At 59.4% G+C, this 20,431-nt stretch carries 17 protein-coding genes; 4 read left to right on the top strand and 13 right to left on the bottom strand.

The window, feature by feature from the left end; all coding sequences use genetic code 11:
* Positions 1–28 precede the first annotated feature (28 nt).
* Positions 29–700, bottom strand: coding sequence for an HAD family hydrolase (locus tag FHJ80_RS11110; protein ID WP_139527220.1), 672 nt, complete (start codon positions 698–700; stop codon positions 29–31).
* Between the two features lie 10 nt (positions 701–710).
* A complete protein-coding gene (locus FHJ80_RS11105) occupies positions 711–1,652 on the bottom strand; it encodes an RluA family pseudouridine synthase (RefSeq protein ID WP_139527219.1) in 942 nt (313 codons plus the stop codon).
* 690 nt (positions 1,653–2,342) lie between these two features.
* On the opposite strand from FHJ80_RS11105, the gene rne reads away from it, so the two are divergent.
* Positions 2,343–5,660 carry a ribonuclease E gene (rne, locus tag FHJ80_RS11100; protein WP_139527218.1) on the top strand — a complete coding sequence of 1,106 codons (3,318 nt, stop codon included), beginning with the start codon at positions 2,343–2,345 and terminating at the stop codon, positions 5,658–5,660.
* Between the two features lie 59 nt (positions 5,661–5,719).
* On the opposite strand, the gene murB is transcribed toward rne, so the two are convergent.
* From murB to FHJ80_RS11065, 7 genes are read right to left on the bottom strand one after another with little or no spacing between them, the layout of a single operon-like run.
* Positions 5,720–6,739, bottom strand: coding sequence for a UDP-N-acetylmuramate dehydrogenase (gene murB, locus FHJ80_RS11095; protein WP_255303930.1), 1,020 nt, complete (start codon positions 6,737–6,739; stop codon positions 5,720–5,722).
* Complete coding sequence (locus FHJ80_RS11090; protein ID WP_139527217.1) at positions 6,729–7,196, bottom strand: low molecular weight protein-tyrosine-phosphatase; 468 nt, start codon at positions 7,194–7,196, stop codon at positions 6,729–6,731. Before FHJ80_RS11090 ends, murB begins: the two co-directional genes overlap by 11 nt.
* Entirely contained in the window at positions 7,193–7,978 is a 786-nt protein-coding gene (gene kdsB, locus FHJ80_RS11085) for a 3-deoxy-manno-octulosonate cytidylyltransferase (protein WP_139527216.1), read from the bottom strand. The genes FHJ80_RS11090 and kdsB overlap by 4 nt, the downstream gene beginning before the upstream one ends.
* The gene (locus FHJ80_RS11080; RefSeq protein WP_139527215.1) at positions 7,978–8,187 is read right to left on the bottom strand and encodes a Trm112 family protein; all 210 of its coding nucleotides are present in this window, start codon (positions 8,185–8,187) and stop codon (positions 7,978–7,980) included. The genes kdsB and FHJ80_RS11080 overlap by 1 nt, the downstream gene beginning before the upstream one ends.
* Complete coding sequence (lpxK, locus tag FHJ80_RS11075; RefSeq protein WP_139527214.1) at positions 8,180–9,196, bottom strand: tetraacyldisaccharide 4'-kinase; 1,017 nt, start codon at positions 9,194–9,196, stop codon at positions 8,180–8,182. Before lpxK ends, FHJ80_RS11080 begins: the two co-directional genes overlap by 8 nt.
* Entirely contained in the window at positions 9,193–10,929 is a 1,737-nt protein-coding gene (gene msbA / locus FHJ80_RS11070; protein WP_139527213.1) for a lipid A export permease/ATP-binding protein MsbA, read from the bottom strand. The genes lpxK and msbA overlap by 4 nt, the downstream gene beginning before the upstream one ends.
* A gap of 56 nt (positions 10,930–10,985) precedes the next feature.
* Positions 10,986–13,250 carry a DNA internalization-related competence protein ComEC/Rec2 gene (locus FHJ80_RS11065; protein WP_139527212.1) on the bottom strand — a complete coding sequence of 755 codons (2,265 nt, stop codon included), beginning with the start codon at positions 13,248–13,250 and terminating at the stop codon, positions 10,986–10,988.
* A 97-nt stretch (positions 13,251–13,347) separates the two neighbouring features.
* Between FHJ80_RS11065 and FHJ80_RS11060 the strand changes: the two genes are divergently transcribed.
* A complete protein-coding gene (locus FHJ80_RS11060) occupies positions 13,348–13,899 on the top strand; it encodes a DUF2062 domain-containing protein (RefSeq protein ID WP_139527211.1) in 552 nt (183 codons plus the stop codon).
* Position 13,900: 1 nt separating this feature from the next.
* On the opposite strand, the gene FHJ80_RS11055 is transcribed toward FHJ80_RS11060, so the two are convergent.
* Positions 13,901–14,602, bottom strand: a complete 702-nt coding sequence (locus FHJ80_RS11055) for an ABC transporter ATP-binding protein (protein WP_139527210.1) — start codon at positions 14,600–14,602, stop codon at positions 13,901–13,903.
* Between the two features lie 10 nt (positions 14,603–14,612).
* On the bottom strand, positions 14,613–15,854 hold the full coding sequence (locus tag FHJ80_RS11050; protein ID WP_139527209.1) for a lipoprotein-releasing ABC transporter permease subunit: 1,242 nt from the start codon (positions 15,852–15,854) through the stop codon (positions 14,613–14,615).
* A gap of 199 nt (positions 15,855–16,053) precedes the next feature.
* Here FHJ80_RS11050 and FHJ80_RS11045 point away from each other — a divergent pair, with 199 nt between their 5' ends.
* Both FHJ80_RS11045 and FHJ80_RS11040 read left to right on the top strand, forming a co-directional pair.
* Positions 16,054–17,124, top strand: a complete 1,071-nt coding sequence (locus FHJ80_RS11045) for an agmatine/peptidylarginine deiminase (RefSeq protein WP_139527208.1) — start codon at positions 16,054–16,056, stop codon at positions 17,122–17,124.
* 10 nt (positions 17,125–17,134) lie between these two features.
* Positions 17,135–18,037: a carbon-nitrogen hydrolase gene (locus tag FHJ80_RS11040; protein ID WP_139527207.1), complete on the top strand. Its 903-nt coding sequence runs from the start codon at positions 17,135–17,137 to the stop codon at positions 18,035–18,037.
* Between the two features lie 113 nt (positions 18,038–18,150).
* Here the strand turns inward: FHJ80_RS11040 and FHJ80_RS11035 are convergent, their stop codons facing one another.
* Positions 18,151–19,107, bottom strand: coding sequence for a Nudix family hydrolase (locus FHJ80_RS11035; RefSeq protein WP_239284014.1), 957 nt, complete (start codon positions 19,105–19,107; stop codon positions 18,151–18,153).
* Between the two features lie 75 nt (positions 19,108–19,182).
* Entirely contained in the window at positions 19,183–20,412 is a 1,230-nt protein-coding gene (gene argJ / locus FHJ80_RS11030; RefSeq protein ID WP_139527206.1) for a bifunctional glutamate N-acetyltransferase/amino-acid acetyltransferase ArgJ, read from the bottom strand.
* Positions 20,413–20,431 lie beyond the last annotated feature (19 nt).

Here is a 20,431-nt window from a genome sequence, read left to right as displayed (position 1 = left end):
TCGACTCCTACGTTGCGTGTATTCACGTCTAGGCCTGTCTGTATAGCGGCTCGCTGTAGAGCCAATCGAACAGTGACGGTATGTCGTCAGCCACCCACACGGGCTGGCTAGCCGCCAGACGAGCGGGCGTGTGCACACCGTAGGTCACCCCCACCCGATCCATCCCCAGGGCGCGGGCCATCTCCAAATCGTATTCGGTGTCTCCCACCATAACAGCGCGCTCTACTGGCACCTGCAGCTCGGCCAAAATCTCCTCTAGCATCTGGGGATGTGGCTTTGAACGTGTCTCATCGGCCGTGCGGCTCGCGTGAAAAAACTCGCCGCTCCCCGTCTCACGAAAGATTCGATCGAGACCGCGACGACTTTTACCCGTCGCGACCGCAAGACGTTGCTGGGGTCGCTCCCGCAATCTCGCCAGCTGCGCCTCTACCCCGTCGAAAAAAGGCATTGGCGTCGTATTGCCCTCTACAAAGTGATGGGAGTAACGCTGGCGCAGCCGCTCGGCCTGCTCGGACGCAATGCCCGGGCATAGCTTGGCGATTGCCTCAGGCAACCCTAAACCGATGATGTCTTCGATGGCACTGACGTCCAGTTCGCCCCACTCGGCATCCATCGCCGCCGCCTGCATGCAAGCGACGATTTTGGGCACGGAATTCATTAGCGTGCCGTCCCAGTCGAAAATAATCAGCTCGTAACGCATAGCATTTCCCTCATTGACGTGCGCGCTTGAGCGTCTCTTCAAGTGCCCCTGGAAGCGGCGCTTTAACCGTCACAGGTCTGCCGTTACCAGGCTCTGGAAAGGTCAGCGAGCGAGCATGTAGAAAGAGGCGGCCCAAGCCCAATTGCTTGGTCAGCACTGCGCTTTCACGGGTCGCGTATTTATCATCACCCAATAGCGCATGCCCTGCATGGGCAGCGTGCACGCGAATTTGGTGAGTGCGACCGGTCACTGGCTCCGCTTCGATCAGCGTGACTTTTTCGAACGTCTCGATCACGGAGAAGTGAGTGCGTGACACCTTACCATTGGGGTCTACCCGCACGCGCCGCTCGCCGTTGCCTGCATCGAAACGATCCAGCCGCGCGCTTTCGTAGGTTTTGCGGGCAGGCCAGCGTCCGGCCACCAGCGCCAAATAGCGTTTGTCCATGCCGTGTTTTTTCAAAGACTCGTTGAGAGTAACCAACGCATCACGGGACTTGGCGAGCAGTAAACAGCCGGAAGTATCGCGATCGAGACGATGCACCAACTCCAAGAACGTCAGGTCGTCACGCACTTGGCGAAGAGCCTCGATCAAGCCAATCTTGACACCACTTCCCCCATGGACGGCCAAGCCCGACGGCTTGTTCATCACCATCCAGTCGGGCCCTTCCATGATCACGCTTCCCACCAGCAGGTCGCGCAGATTATCGCTGACTTCTTTCACCGCCTCTTTAGGGGCAAGACGCAGCGGCGGCACTCGCACCAAATCACACGACTGCAGGCGATAATCGACTTTGACCCGTTTTTTATTGACCCGAACTTCCCCTTTACGAACGATACGGTAAATCAGTGCGCGGGGAGCCCCTTTTAATCGGGTCATCAAAAAATTATCGATTCTCTGACCTGCTTGTTCCGGGGCGATTTCCACCCACTGTACTTCACGCCCTTCGGACATTGCCGCTTACTCCTGGTGACATTCTTTGACGTCAGATTAAAAACGGCATTCTAACGTAGAGCTCCCGGCATTGCGTCAATTGCTGGTGGTTGTCTTTACTGTTATATTCCAAAGCGCTCATCGGCCAACGTGGCCGGGCCGAACGTGGCCCGCTTTTATAACATTGGTATAAAGAAGGATGTTCCACGTTTTGGCTTCGCACCTGCACGACCAACACGCAGGTCAGAGCGCACTCAGTAGTGATAAGTGTACGCACTACCTACTGACAACGTATTGAAATGTAGTAACTCTGTCGTTTGACACCCGTCGGACGAGAGAGAACGTCAGGCTCGGCCAGAAACGGCGGGCCCGTCACTAAATAAACGTTACGCCTCAGCCTTGCAGCCTCTTTTCGTCACAAGTCGTTGCAACGCTAGGGCGCTAAGATCAACGCTGTGCCGATACCGGCGTTGGCGAATCGATGAATGCCAGGTGTAGGCGGTGTCAGCAGAGCCGGATGGACGTGACAGCCACCGAAACATGTTCTGCCGCCGCCACGTACTCAACGCCCTTTCGGCCGGGTCGGCACGACTGCCTTCCCGGCTTAATGCGTCAGCATAACCATGCGCCGAGCACAAGCACGCAGCACCCAGCGATTCGCCGACGCACGCTTTCAAAAGTATGTCGGCACGCCATGCTACGTGAGACAACATGAAACGGATGCTAATTAACGCGACCCAGCCTGAAGAGCTGCGGGTCGCACTGGTAGATGGACAGCGCCTTTACGATTTGGATATCGAATCCGGCGCTCGGGAACAGAAAAAAGCCAATATTTATCGGGGTAAGATCACCCGAGTAGAACCCTCTCTCGAAGCCGCGTTCGTGGACTTTGGTGCCGAGCGCCACGGTTTCCTTCCTCTGAAAGAGATCTCGCGCGAATACTTCATCAAAGACGTCTCTGGTCGCCCTAGCATCAAAGAGGTGCTAAAAGAGGGCCAGGAAGTCATCGTTCAGGTCGATAAAGAGGAACGCGGCAACAAAGGCGCAGCGCTGACCACTTTTATCAGTCTCGCGGGTCGCTTTTTGGTGTTGATGCCCAACAACCCACGCGCAGGAGGGATTTCACGCCGTATCGAGGGCGATGACCGCAGCCAGCTCAAAGATGCAATGGGTCAGCTCACCGTTCCTGATAAAATGGGACTGATCGTTCGTACGGCCGGCATCGGACGTAGCTCCGAGGAGCTACAGTGGGACTTGGATTACCTCGTTCAGGTGTGGGAGTCCATCACGACGGAAGCAGGCAAACGCTCGGCACCGTTTCTGATTTACCGTGAATCCAACGTCATCATTCGCGCCATGCGCGACTACCTGCGCCAGGATATCGGCGAGGTATTGATCGATAGCCCCGAGATTCACGCCGAGGCGCTGGCGTTCATTCGCCAGGTCATGCCCTCGTACCAACAGAAGATCAAGCTCTACGCGGACGAAGTTCCGCTCTTCTCCCGTTTCCAGATCGAGTCGCAAATCGAAACCGCCTATCAGCGGGAAGTGAAGCTGCCATCAGGCGGCTCGATCGTGATCGACCACACCGAAGCGCTGGTCTCAATCGACATCAACTCCGCCCGTGCCACGCGGGGTAGCGATATCGAGGAAACGGCACTGCAAACCAACTCGGAAGCCGCCGACGAGATCGCCCGACAGCTGCGCCTGCGGGATATTGGTGGCTTGGTCGTCATCGACTTTATCGACATGGGGCCCGCGCGCAACCAGCGTGAAGTCGAAAACCGCATGCGCGATGCCTTGAAGCTGGATCGCGCGCGGGTTCAAATCGGTCGCATTTCTCGCTTTGGTCTGATGGAAATGTCGCGCCAGCGCCTGCGCCCTTCTCTCGGCGAAACCAGCGGCGTAGTGTGCCCGCGCTGCAACGGCCAGGGCACCATTCGGGACGTACGCTCACTATCACTCTCGATCATGCGTCTAATCGAAGAAGAAGCCATGAAAGAGCGCAGCGCCCAAATACGCGCCATCTTGCCAGTGTCCGTGGCCACATACTTGCTGAACGAAAAGCGCAGCGTGCTGGCAGACATAGAGTCACGCCAAGGGGTTCGCGTGGTCCTGCTTCCCAGCCCTGACATGGACACGCCGCATTATGATGTCCAGCGCCTGCGGGATGATCATTTAGACGAAGATGATAGCCACTCGCTCTCCAGTTTCGAGCTGTCGACCGACACCGACGTCGGCAAAGAGCCAGACCCAAGCTTTGCGCCCCCTGCTCAGCGTGCCGAAGCTGCCGTGAAGAGCGTCGTGCATAACGCCCCGGCGCCTGCATCGCTACAAACCGAAGAAGCGCCTGCCAAGGTAGCCGCCGCTCCAGCGCCGACCGCCGAACAGCCCAGCGTACTCGGCCGCTTCATTCGCGGCTTCGCCAAGCTATTGGGCGGCGATGACAGCGCTCAGCAGACGGCTAAAGAGGCAGAAGCGCCACGCAAGCAGTCCGAGCAGCCAAGCCGCCCGTCACGCAACGAGCGCCGCAGCAAACCGGCCCAGGAGCGTAGCGACAGCACGCCCAAGCAGGAACAGCGCAGCGATAACGCCAAGAACGATCAGCGCAGCAACTCAGCAGGCAACACCGGGCCACGTAGCGAGGACGTTAGCGACAAGCGCAGCGGCCCAAGCCGTACGCGTAACCGCCGCCGCCACCCCCAACAGGACGATAGCAAAGGCCAAGAGAACGCGAAAAACCCGCGTCAGCAGAGTCCTAAAGAGGCCCAGAAAGAGACGTCCAAAGAAGAGTCTGGCAAACCTCAGGAGCCTCGTCGCGACAAGCCACGGGACGGCAAACCCAAGCAGGATAAGCAAGAGGAGCGCGCACCTGCGGCGCAAGCCGACGACGGACAGCAAGATGACGGCAAGCCAAAGCGCACCCGCAACAACCCGCGTAACCGCTCGCGTAAACAGGCACTCAATCCGCAGGCGGAAGCCGAGCAGTTGAAGCTGCAAGCCGAAGCTGCAAAGGCTCCTCAAGCCACTGATGGCATGGCCGACACAGCGCCTGCTGACGTGACTCCCACGGTTGAGGCCTCCACACAGACAGCCGAAGCCTCTAAGGCAACGGCCACCGAGGCACCGACTGATGCCGCGACCCTACGAAGCGATCAGGCCGACCAGACGTCCGAAGTGAGCGCTGGCGAAGGTACTGGCGGCAGCACTGGAGAGAGCACCAAAGAGAGCACTCCCACAGAGCGCACAGTCAACAGTGCCGACAAAGCTCGCAAACCGACGCGCCAGCGTCGTCAATCCAAGCCGGAAGCCACCGCTCAAGAAGCAGCGGCACCTAGCAGACCGCAGCCCGAGCCCGCCTCCACGGAAGCAGCTAGCCACGCGGAGCCTGACGACGCTACTACAGACCGCGCACGCACCGCGGACGTGCAGCAAGAACCCCACGTAGAGTCGTCAGCAGTTGAGGCCCCCAAAGCCGAAGTGCCGGATGCAAGCGTTGCCGATGCGAACGATGCTCAGGCTCAGCCAACTGATCACGCAACGGCGCCGCAGGCCACGAACGCGCCTCAAGCGCCCGCGGCCACTCCGACAGAGACCGAGGCAAGCAGCGCTGCGCCTGACAAAGCACACGCCCAAGCGGCGAAGACCGACGTATCGGTAGCGCCAGTAGCAGACGTCGATGCCCAGCCCACGGCAGAAGCGGAGCAGGACAACGTTGACACAACGCCCTCTGCGAAGCCTGAAGACGACGCACCGACCTCCGAGGCGGCCACGCCGGCAAGCGAACGAACTGCCGAGAAGACGCCCAGCGATGCCGTCGCCGATGAAGCCACATCAGCGACTGCCAACGCGTCCGAGCAGAAACCCGCGGCCACTGCCTCGACCGACGAGGTGTCTGCGCCAGCGCCAGCTAGCATTGCCACCGACGAAGAAGCGCCTAAACCCCGCCGTCGTCGCCGTCGTGCCCATAACGATCCGCGTGAGCTGCGCAAGCAGCAGAACGCTCAAGGTCAGAACTCGCAAGAGTAACGGCCAAGCACAAAAAACCCCGCCTCGGCGGGGTTTTTTATAGCTACTCGATGCTTTGCTTAAACCACGCGAGGCTCGGGCTCCAGCGTGACGGCAAACCGATCGTATACAGCGTTTGCCACGCTTTCAGCAAAACGCAGCAGCCCAGGACGGTCGCCTCCCCCGAAGTGCACGAGTACCAGGGCTTGACGCTCATGCACGCCGAAAGCGCCGTCACGATAGCCCTTCAAGCCACACTGATCGATCAGCCATCCTGCCGCCAGCTTGGTTTGGTGGTGAGCTTGAGGAAAGTGCGGCATCTGCGGATATGCCTGTAGAAGGCGTTGCGCTTGCGACTCGTCCACCAGCGGGTTCTTGAAGAAGCTACCCGCATTGGCGAGCACGGCCGGGTCTGGCAGCTTCTCTCGTCGAATGGCGCAAACCGCCTGAGCGACCGCCAGCGGCGTGGGTGAAGCCGTCACACGAGAGGCCAAATCGCCATAGCCCAGCACGGGACGTGGGCGCTCGGAGAGCCGAAGTGCCAGTTGAGTAATCACCACTCGACCAGCCAGTGCCCGTTTGAAGATACTATCTCGATAGCCGAACTGACAGGCCTGAGCGCTCAACCAGCGCACCTCGCCCGTGGCCAATTCGACCACCTGGACACCTTCCAGCACATCGCTCAGTTCGACGCCGTAGGCCCCAATGTTCTGTACCGGCGCCGCACCGCAATCACCTGGAATGAGCGCTAGATTCTCCGTCCCCCAAAGCCCTCTGGCCGCCAAGGCCATGACCAGCGAGTGCCAGTTGACGCCAGCGCCGACGAACGCCACGACGCTCTCGTCCTGGCGCTCCAACCACCAGTGGCAAAGCGCTGGGCGCAGCGCCATGCCCATGAGAGTAGGCGGCAAAAGTACGTTGCTGCCACCGCCGAGCAGCGTTATGGGCCACTGCCGAGCATGGGCATGGTGAAGCGCCGCCTGTAGGCTCGTTAGCGAAGTGGGCGCGGCATAATGCTCCACCTGACAAGGCAGACGCAGCGTATTGGCGGCAGACAAATCCACCCAGGCTGCTGGTTGATTCACAGCGTCAGCGACCACGGGTCAACTCGTCGATCAATCCGGCACTGGCCTGCTCGATCATGTCCAATACCTGCTCGAATCCCTCCTCTCCGCCGTAGTAGGGATCAGGCACATCCGTATTGGGCAACCCGGCATACGCCAATAGCAACCCTGTTTTGGCTTGACTATCGGCGGGCTGTAACGCATGGATGGCCGCCAAGTTGTCATGATCCATACCTAGCACGTAATCAAACGCATGGAAGTCGTTCGCGGTTAGCTGTCGGGCACGCAGGTGGCTGATGTCCACGCCACGCCGACGTGCGGCCGCCTGGGCACGCAGGTCAGGGGCTTTACCCACGTGCCAATCGCCTACGCCGCAGGAGTCGATGTCGACAAGATGAGTGAGCCCTGCACGCGCTAACGCCTGCTGAAATACGCCTTCCGCCGTGGGCGAGCGGCAGATGTTGCCCAGACAAACGAACAGTACGCGTGTCATGACCGCCCCTCCTCTACCGCCAGCAGCGCTCTGACACGCGCTAGATCCTCTTGCGTATCCACACCGGCAGGATTCACCGCGCTGGCCAACGCCACTTGAATCGCGTAGCCATGCTGGAGAGCGCGAAGCTGCTCTAACTGCTCCAATTGCTCCAGCGTGGAGGTCGGCAAATCCTGATAAGCTGCCAAAAAGCTAGCCCGATAGGCATAGATACCGATATGGCGTAGCCATGCATCGGTTTCCAATAGGTTGGGCTGGCGTGTGAAGTGCTCCCGATCCCACGGAATCGGTGCCCGAGAGAAATAAAGCGCACGCCCTTGCAATGAGCGCACGACTTTCACCACGTTAGGATTGAAGAGCGTATCTACATCCGTGATCGGTTCCGCCAACGTGGCCATCGCAGCATCGGGATCATCGGCCAAGCGATGCGCCACTTGGTCGATGAGTACGGGAGGAATAAGCGGCTCATCACCCTGGACATTGACTACCAGCGTCTCGTCGTCGAGACCGAGCTGCTCGACGACCTCGGCCAGTCGATCAGTACCCGACGGGTGATCGTCGCGCGTCATGACGACGTCTGCACCGTAAGACAGCATGGCGTCGCGAATGCGATCATCATCGGTGGCGACCACGACGCGGCTGGCTTGGCTCTGGCAGGCCCGCCGCCACACGTGGGCCACCATCGGCTCTCCCGCAATGTCTAGGAGCGGCTTCCCCGGCAGCCGTGAGGAGCCAAAACGCGCGGGCACTACGGCGATGAACGGCGTCGACGTGTCTCCCATCACGCCTCCCCAGTGCGGCCAGGCGAGGTAGCGAGTTTTTCATCGGCATCCATGCGTCGCGCCTCTTCAGGCAGCATGACAGGAATGCCGTCCTGGATAGGGTACGCCAATCCATCGTAATGGCAGCAAAGCTCCTGCGCGTCTCGGTCATACTTCAGTTTGCCGTTACATAGTGGGCAAACCAGCATCGCCAATAATTCCTTATCCATCGGTGCTTCCCCTTTGAGTCAAGTCGGACAGCTTATTGAGCAGCCAGTCCTCGAATGCGTGTGGAAGCTGCGCTTCCACGTCTAATACCCAGCTATCAGGCGGTGCAAACGCCTGACACTTCACGGCGTCTTTGGCCGTCATGATAACGGGGCGTTTCGATACGAACTGAAAGGTGCTGGCATCGAAAGGCTGATGGTCATTCAAAGGGTGCATCGCTCCGCTAACACCCAATGATCGAAGCGTATCGAAAAAGCGCTGAGGATTGCCAATTCCCGCCATCGCATCGACAGGAAGAGAAAATGGCAGCGGCTGAAGTGGCCACTCCTGCCCAGTCTTCAAGTAGCGCCAACGCGTGGGTACAAGTGTCATGGGCACCCCCTCAATACCCAGCGGACGCTGGGGAGTTCCGTTAATGATCACTGCATCTACGCTCGCCAACCGCGCCGGCGCCTCCCTCAGTGGACCCGCCGGAAGACAACGACGATTGCCGAGCCCTCTGGCACCATCAACCACCACTAACTCAATATCGCGTCCCATCGCTAAGTGCTGCAAGCCATCATCGCTAATTAATACGTCGCACCCCTGCCGCATCAGCATATCGGCCCCGCGTGACCTCTGCGGATCGGCAACGACCGGTACACCGGTCTGCTGAGCTAGCATGAGCGGCTCGTCACCGCTATGACGCGGGTCGGTTGACGGCGTCACCAGCAAGGGATAGACCGGCGCCTTTCCGCCATAGCCACGTGTGACGATACCCGGTGAAAACCCTTGCATTTTGAGCCAACGGCTTAGCCATGCGACCAGTGGCGACTTACCGGTTCCCCCCAAGGTAATATTACCTACCACGATCACCGGCACTGGCGCTCGCCATGTTGGCTTATCACCATGACGGTAAAGCGCCGCTCTCCGCCTCATGAGATAACGGTATAAAAAGCCGAGCGGATAGAGCGGCGTCAGCCACGCGCTGCCTTCATAGGCGGCTTTCAGCCAGCGCTGCGACAAGCTCATTCACTCTCCTGAAACTGAAGCTGATGGAGGGCTGCGTAGGCACCGGCTTTTTCCAACAGCTCAAAATGCGTCCCCTGCTCCACGATGCGTCCCTGATCCATCACCAGGATACGGTCGGCACGCTCGATGGTAGAGAGGCGATGGGCGATCACTAGCGTGGTTCGCCCCTGACAGACGTGTTCCAGCGCTTTTTGAATATAGCGCTCGGATTCGGTATCGAGGGCGGAAGTCGCTTCATCCAAGATCAAAATAGGCGCATCTTTGAAGATCGCCCGAGCGATGGCAAGCCGCTGACGCTGACCGCCTGAAAGCATGACACCATTCTCCCCAACTATCGTCGCGAAGCCTTCGGGCAGCTTTTCGATGAACTCGCTGGCATAGGCGGCTTCGGCGGCGGCTTTGATAGCGACAGGATCAGGATCTGCCTCCCCATAGGCAATGTTGGCGGCAATCGATGCGTTAAACAGCGTTACCTGCTGGGAGACCAAAGCAATGTTCTGGCGCAACGGGCCTAAGGCATACTCGTCAGCATTGACGCCATCGATCAAGATACGCCCTTCACTCGGTCGATAGAAGCGCGGTAGCAGGCTCACTAAAGTGGATTTTCCGCTCCCCGAGCGCCCCACGATCGCCACCAACTCGCCGGGGGCAACGTCGAGATCAATGTGGTGCAGCACATTTGGGTGGTCGTCGTCATAGCGAAAGCTGACATCCTCGATCACCACGTGGCCACTCAGTTTGTTGGGTAAGCGTTTGCCCTCGTCTTGTTCAGGCGTCAGATCCAACAAGCCAAACAGCTCGGACGCCGCGGCAATGCCTTTCTGAATCTCACCGTTGATTTCGGTGAGCTGACGAACCGGTTTGATCATCAGCGCCGCTGCCGTAATGAAGGCAACGAACTCACCTGGCGTCATGTCTTCCATGAGTGAAGGTGCCATGGCCAGCCAAACCAATAGCGCCATGGAAATCGCCACCAGCATTAGCACCACAGGCGAGCTGACCGCGCGCGTCATGGCCTCCTTCATGCTTTGGCGACGGTTCTCTTCACTGACCCGTTCGAAACGCTGCTTCTCATACGCTTCTGCACCGTGGGTACGCACCACTCTGTAACCGGAGAGCGCCTCTGAAGCAACGTGCGTCACATCACCCATGGAGTGCTGAATGCGCTTGGAGATACGTCGAAAGCGCTTGCTTACATAGCTCACGACACCCGCAATGATTGGCGTGACGCCCAGAAACAGCAGTGTCAGCATCCAGTTGGTCCAGAATAGATAACCGATCAGCCCAATGACGAACAGCCCTTCTCGTAAAATGATCGTGACCGCATTGGTGGCGGCGCCCGCCACCTGCTCGACATGATAAGTGACGCGTGAGACCAGGTGGCCGCTAGAGTGGTGATCGAAGAAGCGCCCCGGCAGGTGCAACAAATGGGCAAAAACGTCGCAGCGCAGGGTGTGAATGACATAGCGTCCAACGTAAGCCATGAAATAGGTGCTCAAGAACGTTCCTAGCCCGCGAGAGGCGAACATGAGCACGACGAACAGCGGCAAAAACAAACGAAAAGCGGCATCTGGATTCTGGATGCCGTCAATCAGTCGCTTCATCATCTCCGCCAGCGCCGTGCTCGATGCGGCATAAATCACGAACCCTACCACCGCTAGCGCAAACGCACGCCAGTGTGGCTTTACGTACCCCAATAACCTTCTATATAACATCCAACCTGAATCAGTCACACGCGCTCCCGGCAGTAGTGTGCAGTGTCGGCGATTCTACCTGATGGTGGCCCGCTTCAACACCGCTGATGACCACCTACAAGAACGCGCAGAGGCCGCAGCTCAATAGGCTGTTGCGGGATAAGCGAAAAACGCAGTGCGCCATCGTGGGCAGTGCTCCACAGGCAGCTCTTCTGCTGGCGAAAGCGACGCACCACCTCATCGGCGGGATGCCCGAACGGATTACCCCTTCCTGCGCTAAACACGACGTGGCGGGGAGAGGTATCGCGCACGAACTGAACGCTAGAGCTTGTCGAGCTGCCGTGATGCCCTGCCACTAGGACGCTTACCGGGCCATCGAACTGGTTGAGCAGCTGTCGCTCGATCTGTCGCCCGACATCTCCTGTCAGTAGCAAACGATGTTCGCCGACCTCTACCACCAACACGCAGGAGCGATCGTTCGAGGAGAGCGCATTCTCCCCTTTCGGTGGCCAAAGGATACGATAGCGAACACCGTCCTGTTGCCACTGCTGCCCCTGCTGGCAAGGGTGACTGTCCACCGGCAACACTTCCCCCTCAGGAGCCCACCACTGGCGGACGCGGTGTTCGGACAGCAGTGCTTCGATGCCACCGGCATGGTCGGTGTCCGCGTGACTGACGATGACTCGATCAATGAGCTGGCCAGGGGGCCACAGGCTTTGCAGAGGCATGAAGCCGCTACGAAAACGCGGCCCCGTATCATATAACATCCGATAATGGACGCTGCGCAGCTCGACCAACTGACCTTGCCCCACGTCATAGACGGTTACGTCCAGCCGTCCAGGGGCTAGCGTCGGCTCTCTAGGCCATAAGGGGAGTGTCGCGACGAGCGCCAGTGATGCGATACCCAGCCAACGCGGAATGGCGGGCAGCCCCCAGCACAGCGATACCAGCACTAGGCTACCCGCCAGGGGATAGACCATCGATGAGGGCGGCTGCCAAAGAGGTGCTGCATCGACCGCGAGGCGCAACAGCCAGTGGAACCCTCCCAACGCCTGCTCGAACGCCCACCACGTCAGCGCGCCCAGGCCAGGTAGCGGTGAGAGTAGCCAACCAAGCAGCGCGCTAGGCACCATTATCGAGCTAACCCACGGCACGGCGATCAGATTGACCAGCGGCGCCACGGGTGCTACTCGCCCGAATGCCAGCAGCACTGCAGCGGCCATCAACGGCGCGAGCAACAGTTGCGAACGCAGCAGCGCCCAGCACCACCCCCTTATTCCCACGGGTCGGGGACGCCCTTGCCATAAGAGAATGAGCCAGCCAACCGCCAGAAACGATAGCCATAGCCCTGGCCGCCAAAGCGCGAGAGGATCGAAGAATAGTACCAGCGCTAAGGCTAACCACCACGCCTGCCAGGAGCCGGGGGCATGGCGTCCACTAAGCACCCATAGACCCAGCAGGGTCATGATCATCGCCCGCATCGCCGGGGGTGCCAGTTCCGCCAGTGCCGCATAGGCAATGGCCGCTGCCCCCGCCAACCACCAGGGCCATGTTCGCAGGCGCCAATCAGTGGGTGTTATCAGACGGGCGCCATAGCGACCCAATAGCAGCACGAAAGAGGCCACCAACCCCACGTGAAGGCCAGAAATCACCACCAGATGCGTGGTCCCCGTAGCGTTCAACAGCGTCCAGTCGTCTTGCGTGAGCTGTTCGCTATCGCCCAGCGTCAATGCCGCCAACCACCGCTGGGTGCGAGGCGCCAAAGGACTCTGTGCCAAATAATCCTGCGCCCAAGACCGCAATCGGGGCGTCGCCGCAGCCAGCTTCTGGGGCGCAGGATTCGCGCGTACGTAACCCGTGGCATGTATCCCTTCGCGCCACAGCCACTGCTCGTAATTGAACGTATGCGGATTGAGAAATCCAGAGGGCGGGCGCAGCCGCACGGTCATCCGCCAGCGCTCGCCTGGGGTGAAAGCATGGTCGTATGCGCTAACCCTGACACTTCCCAATCGCTCGCAACTAGGTAAGTGTCGAGGGGCCGTACAGCGTTCGACCTTCAAGCGCAGCCGCCTTGCGCCCGGCTGCTCTTGCACCTCAGTGATGTAGGCGTCGATGACGATATCCTGCCCGCTCAGTCCGACGGGCAGTTGGCGTGACCACTCTTGCTGAATGCTCACCGCAACGACTGCAGCAATGAACAGCCACGGTAACGCGTTAGGACGAGAAGCCAGACACAGCAGCACGCCCATGCCCATGACGGATGGAAGCCACCATGGGCCGCTCTGCGCCCCGGTCCACCACGCGAAAAAACCGCCTATCAGCGCCGCGACTGCCGCGGGCATCGCGATGCCTTGGCCCATGCACCCCTCCCTGGTGGCTCACCATTCCTGCATGCGCCATAGCCGAAGCCCTGCGCGATATGGATAATAGCAACAACTTATTTCAAGAGTACCTGACATGCCGCGCCGTTTCCTGCAGCGCTACATGCCAAAGCCCGACACATTAAAGCGTCAGCGCTCGCTGCGCTTCATTGCACCGCTAATTGCGGACCCGGGCCTATGGCTACTGACCCGACGCAGCGTGGCCAACGCGTTCAGCGTCGGGTTGTTCTGTGCAATGCTGCCCATCCCCTTTCAGATGGTAGTGGCAGCATTGGGCGCGCGGCTGAGCCGTTGTAACTTGGCCCTCTCGGTCGGCCTGGTATGGGTCACCAACCCGCTCACCATGCCGCTGATTTTTTACGTCAATTATCGCATCGGTACGTTTTTGCTAGGCGCCCCTGCGCGGGAGGCTCCTTCACGTATTTCGACGCGCTGGATTGCCGAGCAGATGCACGACATTCTGCCGCCACTGTTGCTGGGATCATTGATCACAGCCCTCGTACTGGCCATTGTTGCGAACATCGGGATTCGCTTAATCTGGCGCTGGCACGTCTCCCATAACTGGAAACGCCGCCGCCTTAAAAGACGGCGGCGCCGAGCCCGCATCGAATCGGAGTTTGACGATTGACTCACCTCGCCTGAGCCACCAGGCGGCCTCCATCCAACTTCATCACCCGATCTTGGTGGGCGGCAAGGCTCACATCGTGAGTAACGATCACAAAGGCACAGGCGCTCTCCTTGGCCAGCTCGTCCATCAAGCTCAGAATGGTGGCAGCGGTAGCTTGGTCGAGGTTACCCGTTGGCTCGTCCATCAAAACCAGACTTGGGTCTGTGACGAGTGCTCGGGCAATCGCTACCCGCTGGCGCTCGCCTCCAGACAGCTCACCTGGCTTATGATCGGCGCGAGCCTTCATACCTACCCGCTCCAGTAACCGCATGGCACGCTGCTCGGCAGCTTTTTTCGACTGACCACGAATGATCAGCGGCAGTGCCGCGTTCTCGACGGCCGTGAATTCCGCCAGCAGGTGGTGGAATTGATATACGAAACCGATGTACTGGTTGCGAAAGCGGCCCAGTGCGGCTTCGTTCAATCCCGACAGCGGTTCGCCGCCAATCACCACGCTGCCTGAGCTGGGTCGATCCAGCCCTCCCAGCAAGTTCAACAGGGTCGTCTTGCCCGACCCGGAACTACCCACGATCGCGACGCGCTCGCCCGCGTGCACGGTGAGTTCGAGCTGATCCAGCACGGTCAGATCCTGTGGGCCTTCGCTGTAAACGCGGGTAAGCTCGCGGCATTCCAACATGATGGCGTTGGCGTTGGTTGGCGTCATCTGAGCCTCCTTATTCATAGCGAAGTACATCGGCAGGCTGAACTCGGGCGGCTCGCCATGCAGGGTAAAGCGTCGAGAGGAAGGTTAGACCAAACGCGGCCAGCACGATGTCACGCACGTCGCTCCACACCAACCGAGATGGAAGATCGCTGATAAAATAAACCCCCGCATCCAGGAACTGAATGCCAAAGGCACTCTCGAACCAGGCGATCAGGTCGGCAATGGTCAGCGCCAGCACGATACCCACCGCAACGCCAACGGCAATGCCGATCAATCCAATCGCCAGTCCCTGCACGATGAAAATCCCCATGATCGACCGCGGGGTGGCACCAATGGTGCGTAAAATGGCAATATCGGCGCGCTTGTCGGTGACCACCATCACCAGCGTCGAGACGATATTGAAAGCGGCAACGGCGATGATCACCGTCAATAGCAGCGCGATCATGCGCTTTTCCATCTGAATCGCTTGAAAGAGGTTTCCTTGGGAAAACGTCCAGTCGGTGCCACGATAGCCAGGGCCCAGCTCATTGACGATGGCTTGGGTTTCACTACCGGCAATGAACAGGTCATCCAGCTCCAGGCGTAACCCACCCACTGCATCACCCATGCGAGCCAGCGTTTGCATGTCTTCAATGTTGGCATAGGCAAGGCTCGCATCGAGATCGGCCCCGACGCTAAAGATACCGCTCACGGTAAACCGCTTGAGTCGTGGAAATACGCCTGCCGGTGTAATCGAGGCTTCAGGCACCAGCAACGTCACACGGTCCCCTACTCCCACGCCCAACCGACGTGCAAGCATAGAGCCCAACACGACATTCCACTCGCCGGGCACGAGATCGGCCAACTCCCCCTGACGCATATGCTCGCCAATGATGGAGACGCGATCTTCCCAGTCAGGGTGAATGCCATTGACCATCGCCCCTTGATTACGGCCTCCGGCAGAGAACATGCCCTGTTGCTCGACGTAGGGCGCCGCACCGATCACCCGCTCACGCTGCATTAGCCGCTCAGCTAACGCTTCCCACTCCACCAGCCCTTCTTGGGATTCGATCTTAGTGTGGGGCACCATACCCAGAATGCGCGTACGCAGCTCGTGATCGAAGCCGTTCATCACCGACAAGACGAGAATCAACACCGCCACGCCCAGCATCAGTCCCAGCATCGACGTCAGAGAGATAAATGAAATGAAATGGTTCCGGCGTTTAGCGCGCACATAGCGCAGCCCCACCAGAAAAGGCAAACGATCAAGCATGACGACATTCCTTAATAATGGGCGTCCATGGTACGGTTTTTTTAGCATGGCTGCATGTGCAAACGCAGCCTTAGAGTGGCGGCTACCCACAGCGTTCCCTCGATGGTCAGTAACGCTTGCAAGTTGTGAGGCAACCCCCTAAATTGCGCCCGTTCCTCTTGCCCGCTGGGTAAGCTTATTCTGACTAGAGAGAGCACCGTTGACGTTGGCTACCCATACTCACCGCCTATTGCCCGAGTGGCATCCTCAAGATGGTCTGCAGCTCACTTGGCCCCGCCCTGACGGCGACTGGGCCTATATGCTGGCGCGTATCGAAGCCACGCTAGAGCGAATCGTACTGGCCACCGCGCGCTACCAGAAGGTGATCATTTGCGTGCCCGACGAGGCGACTTACCAGCGTCTGACCGCCACTTTCGAGGCGTATGGAATTCCCCAACAGCAATTGCTGCTCATTGTCGCACCCACCGACGATACCTGGGCGCGGGATCACGGGCCGATGACGGTGTTGGATGACGATGACCAACCGTTGCTGCTGGATTACACCTTTACCGGCTGGGGCGGTAAATTTCCCGCCGAGCGGGACAATCAGCTGACGCAGTGGCTGGCAGACGCAGGCGTATGGGCTTGTCCGGTGGCCTCGCGTGACATGGTACTGGAAGGCGGCGCCATCGAAACCGACGGCGAGGGCACACTGCTCACCACCGAAGCGTGCTTGCTGAATACCAACCGCAACCCGTCACTCTCCCGTGCCGATATCGAAGCGAGATTGGCAGACGACTTTGGTGTCGACCGAATACTATGGCTAACGCACGGGCACTTAGAAGGTGACGATACCGACAGTCATGTGGATACACTGGCTCGTTTTTGTAGCCCCACCACCATTGCCTACGTGCGCTGCGATGATCCCACCGATCGCCACTATACGGCCCTCCAGGCCATGGAACAGGAGCTAAAAGCGTTTCGTCAGCGTAACGGCGAGCCCTACCGGCTCGTTCCGCTTCCCTGGCCCCAGGCCTGTTTCGATCCTGAAGACGGTCATCGCCTGCCAGCCACCTATGCTAACTTTCTGATCATTAACGACGCCGTGCTCGTACCCACTTACGGAGATCCTGCGGATGTCACGGCCCTCCAGGCGCTGGCCGTGGCGTTCCCGGAACATACTCTGATTCCCATCGAGTGCGTCAGCGTGATTCGACAGCACGGCAGCCTGCACTGCTTAACCATGCAGCTACCCAAAGGTACGCTTGTGCCTGCGACCACTCACTCTTAAGGAGAGCAGCATGTCTCAGACACTCAACGTGGCGGTGATTCAACAAGCCGCATGGCCGGACAAAGCGCGCAGTCTAGCCGAAAGCGAAGCGGGCATTCGCAAAGCAGCGAGCCAAGGAGCACAGCTCGTACTATTACAAGAGCTGCACGCCACCCACTACTTCTGCCAATACGAAGACCCGGCACTGTTCGATCTTGCCGAACCACTGGACGGCCCCACCGGCCAGCGGCTAGCGGCACTGGCCAAAGAGCTGGATATCGTGCTGGTAGGCTCGCTGTTCGAGAAACGCGCAGCGGGGCTTTACCACAATACTGCCGTGGTCTACGACCGTGCTCAGGGGCGAGTGGGTCAGTATCGTAAGATGCACATTCCCGACGACCCAGGGTTCTACGAAAAGTTTTACTTCACCCCTGGCGACGCCGACGACACCCGCAAAGAGGGCTTTACGCCCATCGACACGTCCGTGGGGCGGTTAGGGGTTTTGGTGTGCTGGGACCAGTGGTATCCGGAAGCGGCGCGCCTGATGGCGCTGGCGGGTGCCGAGCTGCTGCTCTATCCCACCGCCATTGGCTGGGACCCTAACGACGACGACGCCGAAAAGGCGCGCCAAAAAGAGGCGTGGACGCTCATTCAGCGAGCCCATGGCGTTGCCAACGGTCTGCCAGTCCTGGTGGCCAACCGCGTCGGCCTTGAAGCGGATCACTCCGGCGTGGGCGACGGTATCGCTTTTTGGGGCGGTAGCTTTATTTGCGGCCCACAAGGCGAGCTGTTAGCACATGCGGGTGAAGAGACCGAGCAGTTGGTCGTAAGCCTGGATATGGCGCGTAGCGAAAACACCCGCCGTATTTGGCCCTACCTGCGCGACCGCCGGGTCGACGCCTATGGCGACCTGACCCGCCGCTACCGCGACTAGGTATTTACTTCTCCCTAACAACTAATAACGCCTGCCCTGTGACCAGAGCAGGCGTTTTACTATTGGCGATCAGACAAGCGTACCTACAGCAAGCGTACCCACGGCAAAAGTACTTACTTCCAAAAATCGCGAATCGAGGCGATGCCTTGCGCGCCCACCGCGCGCGCGTGGTTGGCGTCGAAGCGGGTCATGCCGCCCAGCGCGAACACCGGCATACCGGCCCGCTCCACCAGTTGTTGGAAGTCGTGCCAGCCCATGGGGGCCACTTCCGGGTGCGAAGGCGTAGTGCGTAGCGGCGACAGAGTGACGAAATCACACCCCAACACGGCCGCTTGGGAGAGCTGCTTCTGGTCATGCGTTGATGCCGACAGCCACTTGTTTTCGGCAATCGGGCGACGATCCAGCTCCATCAACCGCGCACTGGTCAGATGGATGCCATCGGCATCGACCTGTTCCAAGAGCGTAGGCTCACCGTTGAGCAGCAGTTTTGCCCCATATTCACGGCAAAGCGTGAGCGCACGCTCGGCACGAGCCACGTAGGCTGCCTCATCCAAACTTTTGGCACGCAGCTGAACAAGACGAATATTGTCTTCGCGCAGAGCGCGCTCGAGCAGCGCTGCGAAGCGCTCGTCGTCAGGCTCTTCACCGGTAATCAAATACTCGGTAGGTAGCATCACAGCGCGGAGGATCGGCAGGTTCGCTGCCGGGAACGGGTAGTTCACCAGCTCGTTCATCGGCACCCACCGCACCGCTTGACCCTCACGGCCAAACGGCTCGCCGGCGAACTCATGCACCTGCCATACGTCGAGCAAGATATGCTTATCAGGGTACTCGTGGTGAACGCGAATGAGCGGCTGAGCACGGACGATCTCCACGCCCAACTCTTCATGCAACTCACGTTTCAGGCCTTCTAACCCAGTTTCATAGGGGGCCAGTTTACCGCCAGGAAACTCCCATAAACCGCCGTGATCGACGTTGGAAGGCCGACGCGCGATCAGCACGTGCTTTTGATCGGCGCTGATCATTGCAGCCGCCGCAACATGAACCCGTCGTTTTACCATTACACTCATTACGTCTAATCCACTTTGTGCGCACCGCCATGCTTGCACGGCGCTATCTCGCTGCGTTAGCACGTTGCCACAGACTTAGCTGCGGTAATCCGCGTTGATGGACACATAGTCATGGGACAGATCCGAGGTCCACACAGTGGCCGCCTCGTCACCACGCCCCAAATTAATGCGAATTGTAATCTCTTCCTCGGCCATGACGGCACTGCCAGCTGCCTCGGTGTAGCTATTAGCACGGCCACCGTTCTCCACCAGTCGCACATCGCCCAAATCGATGACGACACGGCTGACATCGAACGACTCCACCGGTGCCCGCCCCACTGCCGCTAAAATACGCCCCCAGTTGGCATCGGAAGCATAAAGGGCGGTTTTGACCAGCGGCGAATGGGCCACGGTAAATGCTACGTCCAGCGCCTCTTGGCGCGTGCAGGCATCGTTCACCTGCAGGGTGATGAACTTAGTCGCCCCCTCGCCATCGCGGATGATCGACTGAGCTAGCTCGGTCATCACTCGCTGCAGTGCATTGCGGAACACGACAATATGCTCGTCGCTTTCGATACGCGCCCCCGTGCCCGTCGCTGCCAGCATGCAGGCATCGTTGGTAGAGGTATCGCTATCCACGGTGATGCAGTTGAAAGAGCGATCCACCGTTTCCCGGAGTAGCGAGGCGAGTAAGGGCTGCTCAATCGCCGCGTCGGTAACGACGAATCCCAGCATGGTCGCCATGTTGGGTTTGATCATGCCCGACCCTTTGGTAATACCGTTGATGGTCACCTGCTGGTCGCCAATCGCCACGCTAACCGTCGCGCCTTTTGCGCGAGTGTCGGTAGTAAGAATGCCTTCCCCTGCCTGCTGCCAGGCTTGACTTGAATCAGCCAACGACCCCAGCGCATTTGGTAAACCCGCCAAAAGGCGGGCCATGGGCAATGGCTCGCCAATCACGCCAGTCGAGAACGGCAGTACCTGGGTAGCGTCCACCCCGGCTTGCTCGGCCACCGCGGCGCAGCTGGCATAGGCATCCTGCAGTCCTGACTCACCCGTACCCGCATTGGCATTGCCGGTATTGATCAGCCAGTACCGGGCAGACAGACCGTTCTTTGCACACGCCTCAAGGTGTGTCTTAGCCACCACCACGGGAGCGGCACAAAACGCATTGCGCGTGAACACACCGGCGACGGTGGCCGCCTCAGGCAGCTCGATCACGACCATGTCACGGCGGTCCGGCTTCTTGATGCCCGCCTTTGCAGTCCCTAGACGCACCCCGTCAAGAGGTGGCAATTCCGGAAAGGGAAGATGTCCCACCGCCATGTTTTTCTCCTTTACGCTC

It is taken from the genome of Halomonas sp. BL6 (genome assembly GCF_006228115.1).
Taxonomy (GTDB): domain Bacteria; phylum Pseudomonadota; class Gammaproteobacteria; order Pseudomonadales; family Halomonadaceae; genus Vreelandella; species Vreelandella piezotolerans.
This window is presented reverse-complemented; position numbering and strand designations above follow the sequence as displayed.

Bases quoted from the DNA above. Each gene is read 5' to 3' on its own strand.
- FHJ80_RS11090 (WP_139527217.1), bottom strand. From the start codon at position 7,196: ATGACACGCGTACTGTTCGTTTGTCTGGGCAACATCTGCCGCTCGCCC.
- argJ (WP_139527206.1), bottom strand. From the start codon at position 20,412: ATGGCGGTGGGACATCTTCCCTTTCCGGAATTGCCACCTCTTGACGGG.
- rne (WP_139527218.1), top strand. From the start codon at position 2,343: ATGAAACGGATGCTAATTAACGCGACCCAGCCTGAAGAGCTGCGGGTC.
- FHJ80_RS11050 (WP_139527209.1), bottom strand. From the start codon at position 15,854: ATGCTTGATCGTTTGCCTTTTCTGGTGGGGCTGCGCTATGTGCGCGCT.
- FHJ80_RS11065 (WP_139527212.1), bottom strand. From the start codon at position 13,250: ATGGGCCAAGGCATCGCGATGCCCGCGGCAGTCGCGGCGCTGATAGGC.
- FHJ80_RS11060 (WP_139527211.1), top strand. From the start codon at position 13,348: ATGCCGCGCCGTTTCCTGCAGCGCTACATGCCAAAGCCCGACACATTA.
- kdsB (WP_139527216.1), bottom strand. From the start codon at position 7,978: ATGGGAGACACGTCGACGCCGTTCATCGCCGTAGTGCCCGCGCGTTTT.
- FHJ80_RS11035 (WP_239284014.1), bottom strand. From the start codon at position 19,107: ATGAGTGTAATGGTAAAACGACGGGTTCATGTTGCGGCGGCTGCAATG.
- FHJ80_RS11105 (WP_139527219.1), bottom strand. From the start codon at position 1,652: ATGTCCGAAGGGCGTGAAGTACAGTGGGTGGAAATCGCCCCGGAACAA.
- FHJ80_RS11040 (WP_139527207.1), top strand. From the start codon at position 17,135: ATGTCTCAGACACTCAACGTGGCGGTGATTCAACAAGCCGCATGGCCG.
- FHJ80_RS11055 (WP_139527210.1), bottom strand. From the start codon at position 14,602: ATGACGCCAACCAACGCCAACGCCATCATGTTGGAATGCCGCGAGCTT.
- FHJ80_RS11080 (WP_139527215.1), bottom strand. From the start codon at position 8,187: ATGGATAAGGAATTATTGGCGATGCTGGTTTGCCCACTATGTAACGGC.
- FHJ80_RS11110 (WP_139527220.1), bottom strand. From the start codon at position 700: ATGCGTTACGAGCTGATTATTTTCGACTGGGACGGCACGCTAATGAAT.
- lpxK (WP_139527214.1), bottom strand. From the start codon at position 9,196: ATGAGCTTGTCGCAGCGCTGGCTGAAAGCCGCCTATGAAGGCAGCGCG.